This is a genomic window from Shewanella sp. 0m-6, assembly GCF_052977325.1.
The window spans coordinates 1-23,778 of the sequence record NZ_JBRIMD010000002.1 but is presented as its reverse complement, the minus strand read 5'-3'; the positions used below and the strand labels follow the sequence as shown (position 1 = coordinate 23,778).

22 protein-coding genes and 1 tRNA gene are annotated in these 23,778 nt (G+C 42.3%); 11 read left to right on the top strand and 12 right to left on the bottom strand.

Features of this window, described 5'->3' with window-relative positions:
• Positions 1-408: 408 nt before the first annotated feature.
• The 4 genes from nrdA (at position 409) to ACVBJC_RS01710 (ending at position 5,382) form a co-directional block, all read left to right on the top strand.
• Complete coding sequence (gene nrdA, locus ACVBJC_RS01725) at positions 409-2,697, top strand: class 1a ribonucleoside-diphosphate reductase subunit alpha (RefSeq protein WP_447159342.1); 2,289 nt, start codon at positions 409-411, stop codon at positions 2,695-2,697.
• A 71-nt stretch (positions 2,698-2,768) separates the two neighbouring features.
• Positions 2,769-3,899, top strand: a complete 1,131-nt coding sequence (gene nrdB / locus ACVBJC_RS01720; protein WP_447159343.1) for a class Ia ribonucleoside-diphosphate reductase subunit beta — start codon at positions 2,769-2,771, stop codon at positions 3,897-3,899.
• Positions 3,868-4,251 (top strand): class I ribonucleotide reductase maintenance protein YfaE, encoded by a 384-nt coding sequence (gene yfaE, locus ACVBJC_RS01715; RefSeq protein ID WP_447159344.1) that lies wholly within the window; start codon positions 3,868-3,870, stop codon positions 4,249-4,251. The genes nrdB and yfaE overlap by 32 nt, the downstream gene beginning before the upstream one ends.
• 243 nt (positions 4,252-4,494) lie before the next feature.
• On the top strand, positions 4,495-5,382 hold the full coding sequence (locus ACVBJC_RS01710; RefSeq protein WP_447159345.1) for a hypothetical protein: 888 nt from the start codon (positions 4,495-4,497) through the stop codon (positions 5,380-5,382).
• Between the two features lie 116 nt (positions 5,383-5,498).
• Here the strand turns inward: ACVBJC_RS01710 and ACVBJC_RS01705 are convergent, their stop codons facing one another.
• Entirely contained in the window at positions 5,499-5,861 is a 363-nt protein-coding gene (locus ACVBJC_RS01705; protein WP_447159346.1) for a YgiW/YdeI family stress tolerance OB fold protein, read from the bottom strand.
• Positions 5,862-6,470: 609 nt separating this feature from the next.
• Positions 6,471-8,486: an oxidoreductase gene (locus tag ACVBJC_RS01700; RefSeq protein ID WP_447159347.1), complete on the bottom strand. Its 2,016-nt coding sequence runs from the start codon at positions 8,484-8,486 to the stop codon at positions 6,471-6,473.
• 155 nt (positions 8,487-8,641) lie between these two features.
• Here ACVBJC_RS01700 and sppA point away from each other — a divergent pair, with 155 nt between their 5' ends.
• Complete coding sequence (gene sppA / locus ACVBJC_RS01695; RefSeq protein WP_447159348.1) at positions 8,642-10,483, top strand: signal peptide peptidase SppA; 1,842 nt, start codon at positions 8,642-8,644, stop codon at positions 10,481-10,483.
• A gap of 216 nt (positions 10,484-10,699) precedes the next feature.
• Positions 10,700-11,716 (top strand): asparaginase, encoded by a 1,017-nt coding sequence (ansA, locus tag ACVBJC_RS01690; RefSeq protein WP_447159349.1) that lies wholly within the window; start codon positions 10,700-10,702, stop codon positions 11,714-11,716.
• Between the two features lie 83 nt (positions 11,717-11,799).
• Here the strand turns inward: ansA and ACVBJC_RS01685 are convergent, their stop codons facing one another.
• From ACVBJC_RS01685 to ACVBJC_RS01675, 3 genes are read right to left on the bottom strand one after another with little or no spacing between them, the layout of a single operon-like run.
• Positions 11,800-12,081 carry a YeaC family protein gene (locus ACVBJC_RS01685; protein ID WP_447159350.1) on the bottom strand — a complete coding sequence of 94 codons (282 nt, stop codon included), beginning with the start codon at positions 12,079-12,081 and terminating at the stop codon, positions 11,800-11,802.
• On the bottom strand, positions 12,078-12,395 hold the full coding sequence (locus ACVBJC_RS01680; RefSeq protein ID WP_442529584.1) for a zinc ribbon domain-containing protein: 318 nt from the start codon (positions 12,393-12,395) through the stop codon (positions 12,078-12,080). Before ACVBJC_RS01680 ends, ACVBJC_RS01685 begins: the two co-directional genes overlap by 4 nt.
• Before the next feature lie 29 nt (positions 12,396-12,424).
• Positions 12,425-13,552, bottom strand: a complete 1,128-nt coding sequence (locus ACVBJC_RS01675) for a M14 family metallopeptidase (protein ID WP_447159351.1) — start codon at positions 13,550-13,552, stop codon at positions 12,425-12,427.
• Positions 13,553-13,827: 275 nt separating this feature from the next.
• Between ACVBJC_RS01675 and trxB the strand changes: the two genes are divergently transcribed.
• Positions 13,828-14,778 (top strand): thioredoxin-disulfide reductase, encoded by a 951-nt coding sequence (gene trxB, locus ACVBJC_RS01670; RefSeq protein WP_447159352.1) that lies wholly within the window; start codon positions 13,828-13,830, stop codon positions 14,776-14,778.
• A 277-nt stretch (positions 14,779-15,055) separates the two neighbouring features.
• Here trxB and ACVBJC_RS01665 read toward each other — a convergent pair whose 3' ends face one another.
• From ACVBJC_RS01665 to thrS, 5 genes are all read right to left on the bottom strand, one after another.
• On the bottom strand, positions 15,056-15,640 hold the full coding sequence (locus ACVBJC_RS01665) for a GNAT family N-acetyltransferase (RefSeq protein ID WP_447159353.1): 585 nt from the start codon (positions 15,638-15,640) through the stop codon (positions 15,056-15,058).
• Positions 15,641-15,793: 153 nt separating this feature from the next.
• Positions 15,794-16,153, bottom strand: a complete 360-nt coding sequence (gene rplT, locus ACVBJC_RS01660; protein ID WP_012155496.1) for a 50S ribosomal protein L20 — start codon at positions 16,151-16,153, stop codon at positions 15,794-15,796.
• 18 nt (positions 16,154-16,171) lie between these two features.
• Positions 16,172-16,366: a 50S ribosomal protein L35 gene (gene rpmI, locus ACVBJC_RS01655; protein ID WP_012155497.1), complete on the bottom strand. Its 195-nt coding sequence runs from the start codon at positions 16,364-16,366 to the stop codon at positions 16,172-16,174.
• An 87-nt stretch (positions 16,367-16,453) separates the two neighbouring features.
• Entirely contained in the window at positions 16,454-16,996 is a 543-nt protein-coding gene (gene infC / locus ACVBJC_RS01650; RefSeq protein ID WP_220764059.1) for a translation initiation factor IF-3, read from the bottom strand.
• Between the two features lie 3 nt (positions 16,997-16,999).
• Complete coding sequence (gene thrS, locus ACVBJC_RS01645; RefSeq protein ID WP_447159354.1) at positions 17,000-18,928, bottom strand: threonine--tRNA ligase; 1,929 nt, start codon at positions 18,926-18,928, stop codon at positions 17,000-17,002.
• Between the two features lie 287 nt (positions 18,929-19,215).
• Here thrS and ACVBJC_RS01640 point away from each other — a divergent pair, with 287 nt between their 5' ends.
• The 3 genes from ACVBJC_RS01640 (at position 19,216) to ACVBJC_RS01630 (ending at position 20,592) form a co-directional block, all read left to right on the top strand.
• Entirely contained in the window at positions 19,216-19,482 is a 267-nt protein-coding gene (locus ACVBJC_RS01640; protein WP_447159355.1) for a hypothetical protein, read from the top strand.
• Positions 19,483-19,651: 169 nt separating this feature from the next.
• On the top strand, positions 19,652-20,389 hold the full coding sequence (locus ACVBJC_RS01635) for a pteridine reductase (protein WP_447159356.1): 738 nt from the start codon (positions 19,652-19,654) through the stop codon (positions 20,387-20,389).
• A gap of 2 nt (positions 20,390-20,391) precedes the next feature.
• Positions 20,392-20,592 (top strand): CPXCG motif-containing cysteine-rich protein, encoded by a 201-nt coding sequence (locus ACVBJC_RS01630; protein WP_447159357.1) that lies wholly within the window; start codon positions 20,392-20,394, stop codon positions 20,590-20,592.
• A gap of 99 nt (positions 20,593-20,691) precedes the next feature.
• On the opposite strand, the gene ACVBJC_RS01625 is transcribed toward ACVBJC_RS01630, so the two are convergent.
• The gene (locus ACVBJC_RS01625) at positions 20,692-21,309 is read right to left on the bottom strand and encodes a riboflavin synthase subunit alpha (RefSeq protein ID WP_447159358.1); all 618 of its coding nucleotides are present in this window, start codon (positions 21,307-21,309) and stop codon (positions 20,692-20,694) included.
• Between the two features lie 32 nt (positions 21,310-21,341).
• On the opposite strand from ACVBJC_RS01625, the gene ACVBJC_RS01620 reads away from it, so the two are divergent.
• Entirely contained in the window at positions 21,342-22,700 is a 1,359-nt protein-coding gene (locus tag ACVBJC_RS01620; RefSeq protein ID WP_447159359.1) for an MATE family efflux transporter, read from the top strand.
• Positions 22,701-23,465: 765 nt separating this feature from the next.
• Here the strand turns inward: ACVBJC_RS01620 and ACVBJC_RS01615 are convergent.
• Positions 23,466-23,542: transfer RNA gene (locus ACVBJC_RS01615), tRNA-Met, on the bottom strand.
• Positions 23,543-23,778: the final 236 nt, after the last annotated feature.

Sequence of the window (23,778 nt, the reverse complement as noted above, 5' to 3'; positions counted from 1 at the left end):
AAGCGTCATAAAAAAGTACTCAAATGATCGGTTAGGATCGCACAAGTTAGCAGCGATCTTATCGATCATTTTTATTTGCTCAAATATTACTCTTCACCGAGGAAATCAAATCAAAACAAGCTTTAAGGGTTAGCCATTACTAACAGGTTCAATTACCCCCAAGATATCCACAACTTGTCCAATAAATTCCCACTTGCAAAAATACCATAACCTCACTATCTTGTAGCTATTGAATCTCAAAACACCATATATTGTGTGTGAGTGACAATAACAGGCACTATTTAGTCGTTTGTGTCAACAAAAAGGAACTCTCCGTTTTTACGGTTAAAAACTGTTTGTTTACAGGGAAACGTAGGGTGAACCTGAACTGGTCACTTTCATAAATATAAAAATCAAGGTCTATCTTTAATGAATAGCAATATGACAGTCACAAAGCGTAGTGGCGAACGTGAGACTATCGATCTCGACAAAATCCATCGCGTTATTGAATGGGCGGCAAAGGGACTTAATAATGTCTCTGTATCAGAAGTAGAACTCCGTTCTCACCTGCAATTTTTCGACGGCATTGCAACTGAAGCCATCCATGAGACTATCATTAAAGCAGCAGCTGACTTAATTTCACCAGAAGCACCTGATTATCAGTTCCTTTCTGCACGTCTTGCTGTGTTCCATTTACGTAAGAAAGCCTTTGGCCAGTTTGAACCTCCTAAGCTTTATGACCACGTGGTCAATTTAGTTGAGCTCGGTAAGTACGATGCTCACATTCTTGAAGATTACTCTCAAGAAGAGATTGAAATTCTTGATACCTATATCGATCACTGGCGAGACATGAACTTCTCTTATGCCGCTGTAAAGCAGCTTGAGGGTAAGTATCTTGTACAAAACCGTGTTAGCCACGAAATTTATGAAAGTGCTCAGTTCCTGTATATCTTGGTTGCAGCTTGCCTATTCGCAAAGTATCCCAAAGAGACGCGCCTTAAGTACGTTAAAGACTTTTATGATGCAACTTCATTATTTAAAATTTCGCTGCCTACACCTATCATGGCAGGTGTACGTACGCCAACTCGTCAGTTCAGTTCATGCGTTCTAATTGAATGTGGCGATAGCCTAGATTCAATTAACGCGACCTCATCGTCAATTGTTAAGTATGTATCTCAACGTGCTGGTATTGGTGTCAATGCAGGCCGTATTCGCGCACTAGGTAGCCCTATTCGCGGTGGTGAAGCTTTCCACACAGGTTGCTTACCATTTTATAAGTACTTCCAAACAGCGGTTAAGTCTTGTTCTCAAGGCGGCGTACGTGGTGGTGCAGCGACCCTATTCTATCCAATGTGGCATCTTGAAGTTGAATCACTATTGGTATTAAAGAATAACCGTGGTGTTGATGATAACCGTATTCGTCACTTAGACTACGGCGTTCAAATCAACAAGGTGATGTATCAGCGCCTAATTCAGGGTGGTATGATCAGCTTATTTAGCCCATCAGATGTGCCAGGAATGTACGATGCATTCTTTGAAGATCAAGAAGAGTTCGAACGTCTGTACCTTAAATATGAAGCTGATAGCAGCATTCGTAAAAAACAGATAAAAGCTGTAGAGCTGTTCTCATTAATGATGCAAGAGCGCGCTTCGACTGGCCGGATCTACATTCAAAACGTTGACCACTGCAATACTCATAGTCCATTTGACTCTAAGGTTGCGCCTGTACGTCAGTCTAACTTGTGTCTTGAAATTGCCTTGCCAACTAAACCGTTAAATAACATTAACGATCCAGACGGTGAGATTGCACTTTGTACACTATCAGCATTGAACTTAGGTGCTATTAAGAAGTTAGAGGAGCTTGAGCCACTAGCTGATCTTGCCGTGCGTGCACTCGATAACTTACTTGATTATCAAGACTACCCAATCATCTCTGCTGAAAAAGCATCGATGAACCGCCGCACACTGGGTATTGGCGTAATTAACTTCGCTAATTACCTAGCAAAAGAAGGCGTACGTTACTCAGACGGTTCTGCTAACGGCATTACCCACAAGACTTTTGAAGCGATTCAATTCTATTTATTGAAAGCCTCTATGAAGCTTGCTCAAGAACAAGGTGCTTGCCCCTCGTTCCATGAAACAACTTATGCTAAGGGTATTTTACCGATTGATACCTACAAGCGTGATCTAGATAAGATCTGCGACGAGCCATTACATCTAGACTGGGAAACATTACGTGAAGAGATCAAGACACACGGTCTACGTAACTCTACCCTGTCAGCGCTAATGCCATCAGAGACCTCTTCACAGATCTCTAACGCTACTAACGGTATTGAGCCACCACGCGGTTTAATTAGTGTTAAAGCGAGTAAAGATGGCCAGCTAAAGCAAGTTGTACCTGACTTTGAAAAATATCAGTATAGCTACGAGTTATTATGGCAAATGCCTAATAACGATGGTTATTTGCAGTTGGTAGGATTGATGCAGAAATTTGTCGATCAGTCTATTTCAGCTAACACTAACTACGACCCGACTCGATTTGAGGGTGGCAGAGTACCCATGAAGGTACTATTGAAAGACTTATTAACCGCTTACAAATATGGTGTGAAGACACTTTACTATCACAATACTCGTGATGGGGCTTCAGATAGTCATGACGATATCACTGCCATTGAGAAAGAAGATGACAGTTGCGCTGGCGGCGCATGTAAGATTTAACCCAAGAGTTAATCATTAGTATTAAACGTTAATTTAAGGGGGCTTAGCCCCCATTATCGGAAGATAGAAAAATGGCCTATTCAACATTTTGTCAAACTCCTAACAACGCAATGCTAGAGCCTATGTTTCTTGGGCAGTCAGTTAACGTAGCGCGTTATGATCAACAGAAATATGAAGTTTTTGAAAAGCTGATCGAAAAGCAGCTTTCGTTCTTCTGGCGTCCAGAAGAAGTCGATGTCAGCCGTGACAAAATCGACTACGCGGCACTACCAGAGCATGAAAAGCATATCTTCATCTCGAACCTTAAGTATCAAACACTACTTGATTCAATCCAAGGTCGTTCGCCAAACGTTGCCTTCTTGCCATTGGTATCACTACCTGAGCTAGAGACTTGGATTGAAACCTGGTCATTTTCTGAGACTATTCACTCGCGCTCTTACACTCATATTATTCGTAATATCGTTAACGATCCTTCAGTTGTGTTTGATGACATCGTTGAAAATGATGAGATTTTAAAGCGCGCAAGTGATATCGCTAACTACTACGATCACTTGATCAAGCTGAGCCAGGCTTATCATTTGTTGGGCGAAGGTAGTCACGAAATTGATGGTGAGATCATTGAAGTCACTAAACGTGAAATCAAAAAAGCCCTTTACCTATGTATGGTATCGGTCAACGTACTTGAAGCTATCCGTTTTTATGTCAGCTTTGCTTGCTCGTTCGCATTTGCAGAGCGTAAGGTCATGGAAGGTAATGCGAAAATCATTCGTCTTATCGCTCGTGACGAAGCCCTGCATCTAAACAGCACTCAGCATATCTTGAAGATCATGCACGCTGGTAAAGACGACCCTGAAATGGCTGAAATCGCTAAAGAGTGCGAGCAGACGGCTATCGATATCTTTATCAAAGCCGCTGAGCAAGAAAAAGAGTGGGCTAAATACCTATTCAAAGATGGTTCAATGATTGGGCTAAACGAACATATTCTGTGCCAGTATGTTGAATACATCACCAACGAGCGCATGAAAGCCGTTAATTTTGCATCGCCATATCCAGAGCAAACCAACCCTCTTCCATGGATGAAGAACTGGTTAGAAAGTGATTCAGTACAAGTAGCCCCACAAGAAGTAGAAGTCTCTTCTTATCTTGTTGGCCAAATCGATTCTTCTATCGATGATGATGAGTTCTCTGACTTTGACCTTTAAGTCACAAAACTTTAGTCAAGCTCGCTTTAAGAAGGCTCCGATTGTGAGCCTTCAAGGCATGCCTGTGTTGCTTTTTACTGAGCAACACATCAGCTTGCTTGAAGCATTAGAGCTAAAGAAAGTCAAAATCTTCTCTGAATGTCGCAGTGGCTTTTGTGGACAGTGTAAAACTAAAGTAAAAAGCGGTAAGGTTAGCTACTTTCGTGAACCACTTGTTACACTGGAACAAGATGAGTGTCTTCCTTGCTGCTGCATCCCTGAGGAAGATATCGATTTAGTACTCTCTGCCGAAGGGGCTGAAGTCGTTGTACGTGCACCAGCTCAACAATCCCCGACAACAAAAGCAATTTAATTACACTTTTTCACTTCGTCACAGCTTCCTTCATACCTTTTGGCTTTTAATATCTGCCTTAACAGCGCTACCAACACTGGTTGTTTGTAAATGTCAGCTTATAGTGCATTCTACTTTCAACATAAATGCTATATAACCACATGCTAGCGGCGATACAAATGCTAAACAATCAAGGTCAGCTGGGTTATTTTGTTAAATTGACTGCTATTATAGGCGCAAACAAATTTTAATCTGAAGGCGAGAATGCAGACAGTTAGTCCTACTAAGCTATTAAGCATACTAAGTAAAGTCACCATTATCGGTAATGCAAACGGAAAGTGGGAGATCCCATCGAGTGGAGCGACCTTCATTTTTAACGGTACAACACCTCAAGACAAACAAGATCCAATAACCAGTACGCTGATCAATATCTCTAACGGTCCATTTGTTGGCTCAAAGAGCCCCTTTGTTGTTTCAGGCCATTTTACTGATACTGAGCTGGCATTATTAACACAGCAGCTTATTGAAACAGCAGAGTCATTAGAAAAAGAGCTTCACTGCTGGCCATCAACAGGATTGGTGACCGCGGTACTAATGACAAAGCTCTCTTGCCAATTAACAGTTAAACGTATGTCGTTACTGCCAAGTCTTAAACGTCAATTGACCATGCAAAGTGAAGAACACTTAGCTTGTATGGTCCACAACTGGTTAGGGGAACGTCGTATTGCATTAGGTTTACTTGCAAGTTTTGACTGGCCTGAATTGATGTTGCCCAAGCCGGAGCTATTGCCCGTTCAGGTCCTTAACGACGAGCAGCATAAGGAGCGCCACATAGCTCACTGCCCTTTTCTATTGCTCAAAAAAATACATAACCAGGCACAGTCTAAATCAAGTGTGGCAGATGAAAACTCGACGCCAGATAACCTCTGTTTACTGAACTACTTAGCAACAAGCCCCATCGAAACCTGGTTACACCATTCAAGCCAAGAAAAACTACTCGATTGTGAGCTCATGTTCTTCAACCAAACCCCAGAGCAAGCAAACTCTTTTTGGTATTTAGTTGATAATCAAGCATCTCAGTACTTAGATGCCATAAGGCACCGACTAGCATACTGTCAGCAAGTGCTCTTTACGGAGCAACAGCTGCTCTAGTACTTCTAAAAACCTAGTATTGAACATGAGCTTCACTAGATCACATCAAGCTTTAAAATAAAAAGACCAGTAGTAAGTACTACTGGTCTAATTGGGTGTTAGCGTTGTACTCAACTCTATTTTGCTAATTTAACCGAGTCCACATCAATTTGTGTGTAAGACCAACTGCTGTCAACCTCACCTTCAAGGATAACCTTAGTTTCAGGCGTCGCTTCAACGCCATTCCAGTCACGATCGTCAATCTCAACGATGACTTCCCCTGTATCATCCTTAAATTTGTAAGCTTCATCTCCCAAACTTGCCACGATATAACCCGTTAATATTACTGGAGTGTCATCCTTGGCGCCTAAAGCAACAGCGACTGTCTTCACGCTGACATTACTCGGGCCAATAAATCCGCCCTTTGGATCACTTGTTTGAGCTGCGAAAACACTTGATGATGCAAATATCAGTGCGCTCATTAGTAGTACTTTTTTCATGAAAGAATTCCCCTATGGTTCGGTAATTAACACTTTTATATTGAATTGCTTTAAGTCACGCAAACGAAGTCCATGATGAACTACCTTGCACTCAACCTTTTGCAAGTAAGTTGATTAGGTCTACTTAGTTGTGCTTCAAAATGACGAAATCGCGCACGCTAGTCTCAAAACTCGACTCAACTAGACTCAACTAGACTCAACTAGACTCAAGATCTGCGATTTATAGCCAAAACGATTTTTAAACAAACCAGATCACTTTTCATTTGGCAACATTAGCCTATATCTATCGTTATCATTAGTAATCAATACTATAGTACATGTAACTTCTACTGCTGACTTTTATTCAATAGCATAGCTTGGAGGTCGTGAAGTAAGTGTGAATTCTGACTTTAAAATAGGACTAATTCACTGTTTTTATTTCATTTATAGCAAAATACAGCAGAAAAACATTTATGGCTGTAAACGGCGAGTTCTGGATTTTTAAACAACATATCAATCAGTTAATAACCAAAGATAAGGCGCCCCAAGACATGTGGTTGAAACTGTAATAAAAAACCTGCTAACGCATTAAGCGTAAGCAGGTTTTTTGATTAGCCATTGACTTAGGTATTACAGCGCAATAGCAAGCTCTGCGCCTTGACGAATAGCTCGCTTGGCATCCAGTTCTGCAGCAACATCTACACCACCAATAAGGTGTACGGGAATACCGGTGGACTTCATCTCATCGACGAGTTCAGTGTTTGACACTTGCCCTGCACATAAGATGACATTATCGACATCAAGCACCTCGTCTTGCCCATCAATTTTGATATGTAGACCTTGGTCGTCAAACTTCTCGTAACTGACACCGGTTTTCATCGACACCTCGTGCTGTTTAAGTACAGAGCGATGGATCCAACCAGTCGTTTTACCTAGCCCCTTGCCCATCTTGGTCGCTTTACGCTGCAGCAAATACACTTCTCTATGCTCAGTTTCAGGAACGGGCTCTGTCAAACCACCGGGCTCTTTATAGTCTTTATCTATGCCCCATTGTTTTAACCAACGGTTTAAATCGAGGGTTGAAGATTCTGACTCACACAAGTAATGCGCCATATCAAAGCCAATTCCACCCGCACCGATAAGTGCGACTTTCTGGCCAATCTGCACTTCACCATTGAGTACTTTCTGATAATCAACCACTTTAGGGCTATCAAAACCGGGTAACTCGATTGGTCTTGGCTTCACGCCTGAAGAGATAACAATTTCATCAAACTTCTCATCACGTACCACACTGGCATCGAGTCGAGTGTTTAAGCGTAATTCAACCTTATGCAGCTTAATCTGATTAAGGAAGTAACGAATGGTTTCATTAAACTCCTCTTTTCCAGGGATCTTACGTGCTAAGTTGAATTGACCACCGACTTCAGATTTAGCTTCAAACAGAACAACCTCGTGACCACGACTTGCTGCGTAGATAGAAAATGCCATTCCAGCAGGTCCTGCGCCCATCACTGCAATGCGTTTCTTATTTTGAGCGGGTGTAAAATTAAGCTCAGTTTCATAACAGGCTCTAGGGTTCACTAAACACGTTGCACGCTTAAGCGCAAAGGTATGATCAAGGCAAGCCTGATTACAGCCAATACAGGTATTGATAAGTTCAGGCGTATTCGCCGCCGCTTTGTTAACAAAGTCCGGATCGGCCAAGAAAGGGCGCGCCATTGATACCATGTCAGCCTGACCGGATGAAATAATATGCTCTGCAATTTCTGGTGTGTTAATACGGTTCGTCGCAATCAGTGGAATTGACATCTCTTTCATTAATCGCTCGGTTACCCAAGCAAATGCGCCGCGAGGCACACTGGTCGCAATTGTTGGAACTCTGGCTTCATGCCAACCTATCCCAGTATTAATAATGGTAACACCAGCTTGCTCTAACCACTTAGCAAGCTTGACCACCTCTTCCCAAGTTGAGCCATTATCGACAAGGTCCAACATCGATAATCTAAAGATAATAATAAAGTCAGCGCCAACTTTGGCGCGAATTTGTTTTACAATTTCTATTGGAAACTGTGCACGGTTTTCAAACGCCCCGCCCCACTTATCAGTACGTTTATTAGTACGAGAACTAATAAACTGATTTATCAAGTAACCTTCACTTCCCATCACTTCAACGCCGTCATAACCTGCTTTTTTAGCTAAGGCTGCGCTGGTTGCGTAATCTTTGATAGTGCCAGCAACCTGTCTTATCGACATCGCTGAGGGAGTGAAGGGGGTGATAGGTGATTTGATTTTACTCGGCGCACTAGAGAAAGGATGATAACCATAACGACCAGCATGCAATAACTGCATACAAATTTTGCCGCCAGCCTCATGGACAGCTTGAGTGACCTTAGTGTGTTTCTTTACTTGCCACGGAAAACTAAGCTGACAGGCATTTGGCGCTAAGCGGCCACGCAAGTTAGGCGAAATACCGCCGGTAACGATAAGGCCCACACCACCTAGTGCACGTTCTTTGTAAAACGCTGCCAGTTTCTCAAAGCCGCCCTTTTCTTCTTCTAAACCTGTATGCATTGAGCCCATCAATACACGGTTTTTTAACTGGGTAAAACCCAGATCTAAGGGTTCTAATAAATGCGGAAACGACATTCAAACATCCTTTTTAAACAAGTGATTTAATCCAGCATACCCTGTGTAAACAATAAGCTCAATAAGCCAAACAACAGATTCCTTTACAATTGAGTTTTCCTTTCCGATGAGATTTCAGTTAGCATTATGCTAACTAAGCTATATAGGAGTGGATAATGTCCACTAAACCCTCAATATTTAAAAGGATATTCCTACTTATATGGAATACCGTCAATGGATTAAGAAAGCTTTTTCTTAATCTTATATTCTTTGGCGTGATTGCTATTATCATCGTAAGCCTTAGTGCCGATGACGGTGTAAAAGTTGAAGATGGTACTGCACTGGTACTTAATCTATCTGGAGTAATCGTTGATCAAAAACGTCAAGTTGACCCGTTAGAAGCTGCCATGAAAAGTGGCAATGAGGCAGACGGAAGCGGCGAGATTTTATTGTCTGATGTACTGACCGTTATTGAAAACGCAACAACGGATACACGAATAAAACTGATGGTATTAGATCTGGCCATGTTACACGGCACCGGGATCAGTAAGCTTCAGTCTATCGGTAATGCCATAGAGTCTTTCAAAGCTGAGGGTAAAACCGTCGTTGCTAACGGTAATTGGTATGGTCAAAATCAATATTTTCTTGCCAGCTTTGCCGATAAAGTTTATCTCAACCCGCAAGGTAGTGTTGAAATTGAAGGCTTAGGCCGTTATCGCCTGTACTTTAAATCGGCGTTAGAAAAACTCAAGATCAACGCACATGTTTTTAGAGTCGGCACCTTCAAGTCAGCGGTTGAACCTTTTATCCGTGACGATATGTCAGATGCAGCTAAAGAAGCCAATCTGGTACTTTTAAACGATTTGTGGCAAAGCTACTCTGATACTGTTGCGGCGAATCGAGGCATTGATAGTCATGACTTGTCACTCAGTGCTGATGATTATCTTACCCAGCTCGATAAGGCAAACGGTAAATCGGCCGAAATGGCGCTGAACATGAAGTGGGTTGATGAGCTTAAAACTTATGATGAGTTTAGGTTATCCATGGTTGATGCCGTTGGTAAATCTGCAGACGGTGACTCTTATAAACATGTCGACTTCTATGATTATTTATCAGTCACGCAAACTCACCCAACTCTATCACTTAACGACAAAGTGGGTATTATTGTCGCGAAAGGAAATATTCTTAATGGCTCGCAACCTGCTGGTCAAATTGGCGGCAAGAGTACCTCTGAGCTGTTAAGAGAAGCCCGCTTTGATGATTCAGTTAAAGCCGTAGTACTGCGTGTTGATAGTCCTGGTGGTAGCGCTTTCGCTTCTGAAGAAATTAGACAAGAAGTGTTAGCGATAAAGGCTGCAAACAAACCAATTATTGTCAGCATGGGCAGTTATGCCGCATCAGGTGGTTATTGGATCTCTGCGAGCGCCGATTATATCTATGCAACCCCAACCACGTTAACAGGATCTATCGGGATTTTTGGTATGATCACGACATTCGAGGACTCATTGGCAAGCATTGGCGTTTACACCGATGGTGTGGGCACGTCCGAATGGGCAGGGTTTTCAGTAACCAAAGGTCTCTCTCCTCAAATTGAAGCCATTATTCAACGCCACATAGAACGGGGTTATCAAGACTTTATCTCTCTCGTGGCATCAGAGCGTGATATGAGCCTAGACTATGTAGACAGCATTGCTCAGGGCCGCGTGTGGACCGGACGAAAGGCATTAGAACTAGGCCTTGTAGATGGGTTGGGTGATCTTCAAGATGCAGTAACAAAGGCAGCGCAAATGGCCAAACTTGAGCAGTATGACACCGAAATCATTGAAAAGGAGCTTTCTCCTCAAGAGCTGTTCATCCAAGAAATGCTTGCCTCAGCTTCGAGCTATATGCCACAAAGTTTTGCTCAATCAAGTTTGCTTGAATCCGTTTTAAAGCAGTGGTCAACTGTGATTGACGAATTTAAATCATTTGATGATCCAAACGGTGTTTACCTGTATTGCGATACCTGTAATAACTAAATACCGCTTAGCATGGGTATAGACCATAAATAAGCCCTGTAGATTCAGGGCTTATTCATTTTAAGCTTATCACCACCAACTTTTGTAACAGCTCTCATTACTGACATATAACCCCCACTTACCTCAGCTAATTGCCCTTATCCCCTGCATCTGTAACCACTTTGGGTATATAATCCCTGCATCGTGATTTAATCCAAAACTAAAAAACAAAATCAAATGACTAAACGATCTATCTATGTCGCCTATACAGGCGGTACCATTGGCATGCAAAAGACCGAACAAGGCTTTGCACCTGTTGCAGATTTTCTCACAGGCTGTGTCAAAGCTATGCCCGAGTTTTACCATGATGAAATGCCAGATTTTGTGATTAGTGAATACACACCATTAATTGATTCATCAAATATGGCGCCAACCGATTGGCAGATGATCGCTGATGATATTAAAGCCAATTATGATAAATATGATGGCTTTGTGATCCTCCATGGCACCGACACCATGGCGTTCACCGCTTCAGCCCTATCCTTTATGTTGCAAGGCCTACAAAAGCCTGTAATCGTTACGGGCTCGCAGATCCCCTTGGCGCAGCTTAGATCTGATGGTCAAACAAACCTGCTTAACGCACTGTATATTGCAGCCAACTATCCAGTAGCCGAAGTCTGTTTATTCTTTAACAACAAACTGTTTAGAGGTAATCGCACGACTAAAGCTCATGCCGATGGCTTTAATGCGTTTGCATCGCCTAACTTCCCACTTCTACTCGAAGCAGGCATTAAGATCCGCTGGCATGCAGGTAAGCGCGCTCAAATCGATAGCACTATACCATTACATGTGGCGAATATAAGTCCACAGCCCATTGGCGTTGTGACACTCTACCCAGGAATTAATACTGAAATCTTTGCCAATATTTTACAGCAACCGGTAAAGGCACTTATTCTACTTACTTTTGGTGTTGGTAATGCACCTCAAACTCCTGCATTGCTTAAAACGCTAAAAGATGCACATGAGCGTGGCATAGTATTAGTTAACTTAACCCAATGTATGCAGGGTCGTGTGAATATGGACGGCTACGCTACGGGTAATGCTTTAGCTGAGGCAGGTGTCATTAGTGGCTATGATATGACGACTGAGGCGGCGCTGACTAAGTTGCACTATTTACTATCGACCGAGCTGTCACCAGAAGAAATTCGCACCGCAATGAAGATTTCTATCGCTGGCGAGTTAACCTCAGACTAGCAACGATGTATATAATAAAAAAGCCCCATAGCAGTGATGCTTGGGGCTCTTTTATGCACGAATGTTTAATTAAGCTCGGTTAATTAAAGCTCGTCTTGTTTAAACTCGGCAATCGACTCGCCTTTAAACTGCTTTTTAAGTTCAGACTTAGACAACTCATTAACCTGACCTTCACTGTTAATCGTGAAATGATCAGTTTGCTGTAGCCTTCTTGCTTGATAAAGCATAACAACTTGTTGTGTCGATGCCCGTTGCTCAGGCGTCAAAACGGTACCATCTTGCCATTTACCTAGCTCAACACCGCTAAGTAAGCGTTGATAGACCTCATCAGGCATCTCGTCGATGACTTTATTTATATCTGTCATACTTTCTTCCGTTTATGCAGTACGATTTGCACTCTAGTGATCAAGTAGCCCACAAAGCCCAGCGCAAATGCACCCAGTGCAATATTTGCTCTAAGTCCTTCCGCGGGCTCACCGCCCCAAAACCAAGTTACCACGCCACCGATAAATAAAGTTAACGCTAAAAAGCTTTGATTCATTAACTGATTTGAACGCTTAATATGACTGATGACTTTAAGACTTTCATTGTCAGCCGAAATCGCCGCCTGACAATGATTACACTTTTTAGCCATACTCGAAATACGTTTGTTACAGCTAGGACAGTTAACTAATGCCATTGGCTACCTCTTAGTTATTGTTATTGCTATTACTTAAGCTTATCAATAACTGCGTTCATGGCAATCAAAGACGCTTCACCAAGATAAATACAACGCTCTGGTGACCAACCCGCCATCAGATCTGGCATGTTGGCATTATCTTTAAACGGCATTTCAAGTGTATTTGAAAGGCAACCAAAGGTATGCGCAACCCAATTTGATGCAACGGTTAAGTTTGCTTGACCTGGCTCATCTTTGTCATAGCCAAATTCATTTTGAAAATCAGGACTTGCCATCAATAAAGCATCAACGAACGCTTGCTGACGTTCAGCATCTTGATTTGTAAATGCTGGTACGCCTTCACAACCTGCTAAGAATACATATGGCAGTCCTTCATCGCCATGCACATCATAGAAAAGGTCAACGCCAGTCTCTTTCATCTTATTGACCACGTATAACACTTCAGGGCTTTTCTCTAGTGAAGGGGTTTTCCACTCTCGGTTTAAGTTGGTACCCACAGCGTTAGTACGTAGATGTCCACGTGCACTTCCATCTGGGTTCATGTTGGGTACTATGTAGAAGTTGGCTTTATCTAAAAGTGCTTTCGCAGTAGGGCAGTCGCTATCAAGCAAGTTATTCATCAAGCCTTCGACTAGCCATTCAGCCATGGTCTCACCAGGGTGTTGACGTGCAGTGATCCAAATATTAGCTTTATCTTCATCTCCATCACCGATCTTAACGAGCGTCATGTCGCGACCATCAAGAGTTAAACCCAAATGCTCAAGGCTGACTTGTGGATGAACTTGTACAGCAGCGAGCAGATCTTGATGGCGTTCATAACTATAAGGGGCAAAGTACGCAATTTGAATTGCGTCACAATCAAGATCAACTTGAATACTCAATTGACCGTCTTGGTATTGAGTAGGCAGTCTAAACCAGGTTTGTCTGTCATAGGTCGCAACAGCTTGGTAATCTTCCCAGCCATTTGTATATGAAGCTTTGCCGGCATTAACGATGTTAAGGGTGTATTGATTACCAACGACCCCTTCAAGTTTAAAGTTAAACCACTGAAAAAATTCACCACCTTCATCAGGGCGGATCGCTAATTGAACATCATCTTTGTTATCTAGATTGATAACTTCAATATTGCCACTATCAAAATTCGCTGTAATGCGCATAACACTTCCTTTTTCTTTTAGCTTTACGTTATGACTCGGCTTATTAGCCTGATGCCAATCTTTGCGCTATAGAATAAACCAAAATGTGATAAGGAACAGCTTAAACCCAATAAAAACCGCCAAATATCACGGTCTAGGTGAACTAACGCCGTACTTAAACCCAAATACAGAGCTTTACCAGCCCCCGGAAATTCCATACAATCGCAGCAATTCTTGAAACAATAGGGAACAGCTCCCCTTTGTCGTCCCGCATTCGTTAAAGAACGGAGAAACTAATGACCCAAGCTAGACATTGTGAACTACTTATTCTGGGTTCTGGCCCAGCAGGCTACACAGCTGCAGTTTATGCCGCTCGCGCAAATTTAAAGCCAGTATTGATCACAGGTATTCAACAAGGAGGCCAATTAACTACCACGACTGAAGTTGAAAACTGGCCAGGCGATGCTGAAGATCTTACAGGTCCAGCACTTATGGAACGTATGCAAAAGCATGCTGAGAAGTTTGAAACCGAAATTATCTTTGATCACATTAATGAAGTTAATTTAAACGTGCGCCCTTTCCAGCTTAAAGGCGATAATGGCGAATTCACTTGTGACTCGCTAATTATCTCTACTGGCGCATCAGCCATGTATTTAGGCCTAGAGTCTGAAGAAGCCTTTAAAGGCCGCGGTGTGTCAGCTTGTGCGACCTGTGACGGTTTCTTCTACCGTAACCAAAAAGTAGCCGTTATTGGTGGTGGTAATACCGCTGTTGAAGAAGCACTTTACTTAAGTAACATTGCATCTGAAGTTCACCTTATTCACCGCCGTGATACATTCCGCAGTGAAAAAATCTTAACTAAGCGCCTTATGGATAAAGTTGAGAACGGTAATATCGTACTTCACTTAGACAACACGCTTGAAGAAGTCGTTGGCGATCAGATGGGCGTTACAGGCCTAAAAATGAAGAGCACTAAAGACGGAGCAATCACAGATCTAGACGTTGCTGGTGTATTTGTTGCCATTGGTCATAAGCCAAATACTTCTATGTTTGAAGGCCAATTAGAGATGAACAACGGCTATATCAAAGTAGAAAGCGGCTTAAACGGCAATGCAACTCAAACGAGCATTAAAGGCGTGTTTGCGGCTGGAGATGTAATGGATCAACATTACCGCCAAGCCATTACCTCTGCAGGCACCGGTTGTATGGCTGCCTTAGATGCAGAGCGTTACTTAGACGCACTTTAATAACCTGATAAAAAGCCCGCGCTTTATCAGAAAATATAAGCCAACTGCATCAGTTGGCTTTTTTATTGGATTAATTCGTATAGACTGCCTATCTTTTTTTACTTATAGATACGTAATGACAGGCTACAAACTTTCACAAGCTTTAATCTTTAAAAACAATTCAATGTACTAGTGATTGAGCTATTAGCGCTAAAGCAACTACTTCAGCCAGTAGCATTGGCATAAGTATAGTTTTATGCTTTATTTATGGTCATTCGAATACGCTATAAGCAAATAATTAGTCACGCGCTATACGCTTAGAATACAAAACAACCTCAACATCATCGCCTGCATCAGGGTGTTCTAGCTTACCCTCATAGCTCATACCAAGCTTTGTCATAATGTTAATTGAAGCTAGATTTCTATCGTCGGCAATAGCTGAGAACCTTTCGATATTCAATTGCGTCTCGGCTAGATGCTTAACGACGGTGTTAGCGCTTTCTGTTGCAATACCCTTTCCCCATGTACTTTGCTTAAAACGCCAGCCAATCTCAAGATCATTAAAATAAGGCTCATCGGTAAAATAATACATGGGTCTAATTAAAATCCACCCAGCGAACGTCGGCGCTATAGTCAGCAGCGGTTTGGATCCCTTGTCTGTTGTAGGTTTTGCAAACACTTTCCATAAGCCCCAGCCTTTATCTAAGTTTGAAAACTTTGCAAATCGGGGAATAAATACATTTTCTATTTCTTCACGAGTCACTATTCGCCCACCGTTAATGTATTTCATCACGAGTGGGTCTTGATCTAACTCAAATAGCAGATCAACGTCATCTAATGACATGGGTGAGATTATGAGTCGGGCCGTTGTCAAGGTTGTCATTAGCTGGAAAATCCTTTTTAGTTTGTTTGCAGACTTATGATTAGATAACTAGGGTTTACTAATCCGTAGAGTGTATTAGAGAATACCTTAATAAATGACGGGCATAAAAAAAGGGAGCCTTAAGGCTCCCTTTTTCAAAAGATTCTAAACTAATTACTTAGCTAAAGCGTCTTTTGCTTTTTCAACTAAAGTTGCAAATACAACTTTATCGAAAACAGCGATGTCAGCCAGGATCTTACGGTCGATTTCGATTGATGCTTTTTTCAAACCATTAATGAAACGGCTGTAAGACAGACCATTTTGACGAGATGCCGCATTGATACGTGCAATCCATAGTTGACGGAATTGACGTTTCTTCTGACGACGGTCACGGTAAGCATATTGACCAGCTTTAGTTACTGCTTGAACAGCAACACGGTAAGTACGGCTACGAGCGCCATAATAACCTTTAGCTAATTTAAGTACTTTCTTGTGACGAGCACGAGCGGTTACACCACGCTTAACTCTAGGCATTGTTCATTGCTCCTTTAATTAAGCGTATGGTAGTTGACGTGCGATTGCTGGCACATCAGACTTAGCTACTTGACATTTTGCACGTAAGTGACGTTTACGCTTAGTGCTCTTCTTTGTCAAAATATGACGTAAATGGGCTTGCTTGCGCTTAAAACCGTTAGCGGTCTTCTTAAAACGCTTTTGTACACCCTTGTCTGTTTTCATTTTAGGCATTGCTAAAACTCCGCATTGGGACAATTAATAAAACGCAAGGCGAACAGGAAACCTTAATAGGCCCCTGTTACTTTTATGGTTGCCTTACTATTTCTTTTTCGGCGCGAGAACCATAACAGCTTGGCGACCTTCCATTTTCGGGAAAGACTCCACTACTGCGATAACTTCCAAGTCAGCTTTGATACGGTTCAAAAGATCCATACCTAGGCTTTGGTGAGCCATCTCACGACCACGGAAACGCAGCGTTACTTTCGCTTTGTCGCCGTCTTCTAGAAAACGAGTCAGGTTGCGTAGTTTTACCTGGTAATCGTTTTCGTCTGTACCGGGACGGAATTTAATTTCCTTCACCTGTACAATTTTCTGCTTCTTCTTTTGTTCTTTTTGAGCTTTTGCTTTGTCAAAAAGGAACTTACCGTAGTCCATAACACGACAAACTGGCGGCTCAGCATTAGGACTGATCTCTACTAAATCAACACCGGCTTCATCAGCAACTTCTTGTGCTTCTTTAATTGTTAAGATGCCTAACTGCTCACCATCTAAACCGTTTAGACGGACTTCAGATACACCAACGATGAGCTCGTTAATTCTGTTCGGGGCCGCCTGGCGCCCTGCTGTTTTTTTGATCTTTATGACCTAATCCTCCAACAAATTGAGACTACGGAGCGAAATCTGGTTTTTGAGCTTAGTAGCAAATTCTTCGATTTGCATCTTACCTAAGTCAACGCCTTCACGGGTACGCACCGCTACTTCATTATTTTCCATTTCCTGGTCACCAACGACCAGTAAATAAGGCACACGCCTTAAAGTATGTTCACGTATTTTAAAGCCTATCTTCTCATTCCTCAAGTCTTTAGTTGCACGAATTCCATGTTCTTTGAATAAATTAACGACATTGTCGACATAATCGGACTGTTTATCGGTAATATTCATTACAACAACTTGAACTGGCGATAACCAAGCTGGGAACTTGCCTGCATATTCTTCAATTAGAATACCCAAGAAGCGCTCTAATGAACCTAAAATCGCACGGTGGATCATAACAGGGGTTTGACGGCTGTTATCTTCAGCAACATAAGTTGCACCCAAACGACCAGGTAATGCGTAATCGAGCTGCACTGTACCACATTGCCACGCTCTGTCTAGACAATCATGCAATGTAAATTCAATCTTAGGACCGTAAAACGCGCCCTCGCCCGGTAAAATTTCAAATTCGATATCATTTGCAGTTAGTGCTTGTTTAAGCGCTTCTTCTGCACGATCCCACATATCGTCATCACCAATGCGCTTTTCAGGGCGAGTCGACAACTTAACAACGATATTACTAAATCCGAATGTTTCGTATGTGTCGTAAACCATTTTGATACATGCGCTTACTTCTTGCTGTACTTGTTCTTCAGTACAGAAGATATGTGCATCATCTTGAGTAAAGCCACGAACGCGCATCAGGCCATGTAATGAACCTGATGGCTCATTACGGTGACAACAACCAAACTCAGCCATACGTAATGGCAAGTCACGATATGACTTAAGGCCTTGGTTAAAGATCTGAACGTGACCAGGGCAGTTCATTGGCTTAATCGCATATTCACGGTTTTCAGAGCTAGTAGTGAACATAGCCTCTGAGTACTTGTCCCAGTGACCACTGCGTTCCCACAACACTCTGTCCATCATTAATGGACCTTTAACTTCTTGGTAAGTGTACTGACCTAGCTTTTGACGAATAAACTTCTCAAGCTCTAAGAACAGACTCCAACCATCGTTATGCCAAAACACCATACCAGGCGCTTCTTCTTGCATATGGTAAAGATCAAGCTGCTTACCAATTTTACGATGATCTCGCTTAGCCGCTTCTTCAAGACGGTTAAGGTGCACTTTAAGTGCTTTCTTATCCGCCCAAGCTGTTCCGTATACACGCTGCAACATCTTGTTGTCAGAGTTACCACGCCAATATGCACCCGCCACACTCATTAACTTAAAATTCTGACAGAACTTCATGTTTGGTACGTGTGGGCCACGACACATGTCGATATATTCTTGGTGGTGATAAAGCGCAGGCGTTGAATCTTTCGGGATGTTCTCATCCAAAATCGCCATCTTATAAACTTCACCACGTGATTCAAAAGTATCACGCGCTTCTTGCCAGCTAACAACACGCTTATCAACAGCGTAATTAGTTTTAGCAAGTTCAGCCATGCGCTTTTCTAACGCATCGATATCTTCCTGAGTCAACTTATGATCTAAGTCGATGTCATAGTAGAAACCATTATCGATAACAGGGCCAATAGCCATTTTGGTTTCAGGGAACAATTGCTTGATTGCATGACCGAGCAAGTGAGCACATGAGTGACGAAGAATTTCAACACCCTCTTCATCTTTAGCCGTGATGATTGACAGATCTGAATCTGTGTCAATCATGTCACACGCGTCTTTTAATTCACCGTTCACGCGGCCAGCGATACACGCTTTAGCAAGACCAGGACCAATATCAGCAGCAACATCTAAAGTAGAAACAGGGTTAGCAAACTCGCGTTTGCTTCCGTCAGGAAGTGTAATAACAGGCATGATTTTTCCTTTTCCAGTGGTGACCCCTACGTAGGGCCACTTGGTTTTAAAATTAAGTATGTGTTTACGCAACTGGGACTAGACCTTACTGGAGTCTGTGTTTTCCAGCGCGCAAGCTGCTAATTCTAAGTGATAGCCACTGTATGATGCAAGTTTTCAATCACATTAGTTTTTCTTATTAAATGAGCAAAATATTTAAGGTTAAGTGTAATAAAACTAGATGGTTACCGTAACAATTCATTCACGTTCGCCCGTTAGCATACGCACAACTTAATAAGGAGCTAGTGATGATTAATACTTTGATGTTTGCAGCCGTGCTTTTTCAAGCAGATATAAACCAACCCAATAACGTTGCGGTAAACTCTATTGATAAACAGGCTGTTGCCGTACAACTTGAAATCGAGCTCAACAAAGCACTGTTATTGATGAGTAAAACGCTCATTACCGATAGTTTGTATCAAAATGACCAAATGAGACAAAAAGCGTTAGTTGACATCAACACTCTCGATGGTACAAAACTGACAAATAGAGAACAAAATTATGACCGATATTAATTTAGCTTTGTTACCTTGGCATGTGCATCCCGTTGGCTTTTATTGAGTTTATTACTAAGACTCGTCTTCTATTACCCATTTACTGTGGCTATCATGTCACGATAGAGGCTAATAGCTAACGCTCGTTAAGTTATAGCCATCTCATTATTCAGCAATGGATGGATTAAATATGACCACTTGGGCATTAGTCACAGGCGCTTCAAAACGGATTGGATGCACTATCGCTACTCATCTTCATAATGAAGGCCATAATATTGTCATTCACTATGGGCAATCAGCAAAACAAGCCCAAGCTCTATGCACTCAACTAAACACTAAGCGCGCCGACTCTGCGATTATCATGCAGGCCGACTTAGCTCAAGCTGATGCTGTCAATAAACTAGTCTTACAAATTAAATCGTCTCAACTGCCTTTGTCAGTTTTAATCAATAATGCTTCTAGTTTTATCCCCACACCCACTGGCGAGGCGACCTTTGCACAAGCACAACAATTGCTTGCGACAAACCTTATTACCCCCTATTTATTAGCCGAAGCACTGAATCCCATATTAAGTAAGAATAACGGCTGCATAATTAACCTACTCGATATCCATGGCCGGCGCCCATTAAAAGATCATGGACTATACTCTATATCAAAGGCTGCACTTGAGATGGCAACGTTATCACTGGCGCAAGAATTGGCACCCGATGTACGCGTAAATGGTGTCTCACCTGGTGCAATTTTATGGCCAGAACAATCAGATACTGAGTCACAACAAGCAGTGTTAAGTGCAATCCCGTTAGCAAAGCTTGGCCAACCAGAGGATATCGCCAAGCTTATTTCTCACTTAGTCAGTTCGTCTTATATCTCAGGCCAAGTCATTGCTGTAGATGGAGGACGAAGCGCAGTAGGTTTTATGGGAGCGTAAACATGAGATTCATCAACAAAACGATTAGTTGTCCCCATTGCGGGCATCACCAACACATTAATATAGATGCAACGTGTGGTGACCAAGATTACTATGAAGATTGCCGGGTGTGCTGTAACCCCATCCATATGCGTCTGCACCTGGATGAAGCCCAGCATAAAATTGAGTTTTTTATTGATTCAGACGACGAGCAGATCTACTAAACCAGCAAGCTTATGGCAGTAGATGGCCATATCACAGGGTATTAGTCTAGATCTGCTAGCGCTTTTCAAGAGTCAACAACGCATCAGTAACGAGTCAAGTTATTGGTTTTCAAAACGCTTAGCGAGTACTCGTTCAACGGTATCGACTATCGCTTGGGTTTGGCTATCTATTTCGATGTTAATTTTATCACCTTTAACATAGCCATCTAAGTTGGTTAGCTTTAATGTTTCTGGAATTAGATGCAGCATAAAGCTCGTGTCTTTCACTTCACCCACCGTTAAACTACAGCCGTTAACACCAACGAAACCCTTATAAAGAATGTAGTTCATCCACTTAGGTTCAACCTTCAAACAAATATCGTAATGCTCATCCGTTGCACTAACAAATTCGACCTCGGCTTGAGTGTGCACGTGGCCCGATAATATGTGCCCGCCAATCTCACTACCGAAGGTTAATGAACGCTCGATGTTAACCTGTGATCCGACTCTCAGTTTTGATAGGTTAGTTAGCTTAAGGGTCTCTTCCATTACATCGAAAAACACCCTATCATCATCTATTCTTGTGACTGTTAAACAAACACCGTTATTTGCGACACTTGCCCCTAGTGAAAGTCCCTCGCGCAAATCCGGCCCAATTGCGATTTGTAGCGTGCTTAAGCCTAATTTCTTATCTATCGCCAACACTTCGCATGTTGCTTGAACTATACCTGTAAACATTTTATCTCTCGTTAGTATTAAGGGCTGTATTCATGAACCATTCTGGCTTTCAAGCCAAACGTTTAATCCAGTTAGCACTACCGGTGCTAATTGCTCAAGTAACACAAACCATGATGGGCTTTATTGACACCGTCATGGCGGGTCGCGTTAGTGCCGTAGATATGGCCGCGGTTGCCATTGCAGCAAGTCTTTGGTTACCCGCTTTACTGTTTGTACAAGGCTTATTAATGGCCTTTACACCCGTATTTGCTCACCATCACGGTGCCGACAATCAAAAGGCAATTCAACCATTGGCTTACCAAGCTGCTTATATTGCCATAATTGGCAGTGTGGGTGTGGTGCTTATCCTCTCATTTGCAGAGAATATTTTCACCATGATGGAGCTTGAACCCGAAATGGCAAGGCTCGGTATTGGCTATTTAAATGGCTTTATGTGGGGCGTTCCGGCATTTGTGCTTTATCAAGTATTAAGAGGTTGTAGCGAAGGGATCTCTTATACTTTACCCACTATGGTCATAGGTTTTGTCGGTTTAGCGGTAAACATCCCTGCTAACTACATTTTTATCTATGGCCACTTTGGTGTGCCAGCAATGGGCGGCGCTGGCTGTGGTGTTGCCACTGCATTAGTATTCTGGGCAATGCTTATCGCCATGATCATCTACATGCAGTTCCATGATAAGTTTAAAGAACTGGCTCCGTTCAAATCTTTTCACTTACCAGACTTCAAAGTCATGTTTGAAATGACAAAACATGGCTTCCCAATTGCTATGGCGCTGTTTTTTGAAGTGAGTTTATTTGCAATCATCGCCCTTTTACTTGCACCATTGGGCGCAACAGTCGTTGCAGGACACCAAATAGCACTTAACTTCTCATCGATTGTGTTTATGTTACCGCTTTCTCTCGGTATCGCGGTATCAATTCGTGTCGGCTATTACCTAGGTCAAGATAAACCAGAAATTGCAGCGCTAGTGACCAAACTCGCACTCATTATCTCGTTTTCTTTAGCAGCCTGTACCGCAATCATTACCGTGTTATTTAGACATGAAATTGCCCTACTCTATAATGATAACCCTGAGGTCGTTGCACTAGCTGGTAGCTTAATGTTCTATGCCGCCATCTATCAGTTATCAGACTCAGTTCAGGTCGTTACCGCAGGTGCATTACGTGGCTATAAAGATACTCGCAGCGCGTTTTATATCACCTTAGTTTCGTACTGGGGTGTGGGTATGACTTTAGGTTATACCTTAGCGCGTACCGATATCATCGTACCGCATATGGGTGCCCAAGGTTTCTGGATAGGCCTTATTGCAGGTCTTACAAGTGCAGCGATAATGTTTGCCGCACGCTTAAGGTACATTCAAAAATTGGGCGTTGTGCACTCAGCAATTTAATCGGAAGGACAACAATATCAGCCTAATAGCTAAGTATTAAGTTCCAGCTCTGGTTATCCATAACAATGAAACAGGCTAACGCTATTGCAGTTAGCCTGTTTTTTTATGGGCAAGTTTTATCAGGTAAAACATGCTTATAAGCACCTAGGCGTTATAAGCCATAGAATATGCATCAAACCTATGCTAATTAACACTGCATTGACTGCACTGCAGTCTAATACGGCCACTCTTCAGCTTATAGCTTTTATTGAGGAAGTTACTCTAATTCCTATCAATATAGGGAAAGTGATTTGATCAGAGTATTTTTGGCAAACTAATGCAAGACGAATAAATCGATTCCTGAAGTACGGTGACGCAGATACAGAGACCGAGGATGGTAGAACCGATCAGCTATTAATGACCGGTCAGTAAAGCGAACATATCTTTATACTGATAGGCACCAACAAAAGAAAACGTGCAGGTATATAAATTGGCTCACGCGTGTAAAAGAAGACGGGAATTACAAATTTCAGACACAAAAAAACCAGCTTTCGCTGGCCTACATATCACGTCACTCTTCAATAAAAGAATTGGTTGCGGGAGCTGGATTACTTTTTACAAAAGCGTGGCAACGACCTTAGCCCTAGCTTTTATAAAAAGTTGAGCCCGACGAGCAAGTAAACTGCACCATCCAAATTCATAACCTTATAAAGAACGGTAAATCGCAGGTACAAAAAAACCAGCTTTCGCTGGCCTACATATCACGTCACTCTTCAATAAAAGAATTGGTTGCGGGAGCTGGATTTGAACCAACGACCTTCGGGTTATGAGCCCGACGAGCTACCATACTGCTCCATCCCGCGTCCATATTGACGCTAATAACTGTTTTAATTCTGTTATAAAAGAATTGATTACGTAAGATGGATTACTTTTTACAAAAGCGTGGCAACGACCTTCGCCCTTCTTTTATAAAGAGTTGAGTTCGAGTAGCTTTTATACTGCTCCATCCCGCGTCCATGTTGACGCTAATAACTGTTTTAATTCTGTTATAAAAGAATTGGTTGCGGGAGCTGGATTTGAACCAACGACCTTCGGGTTA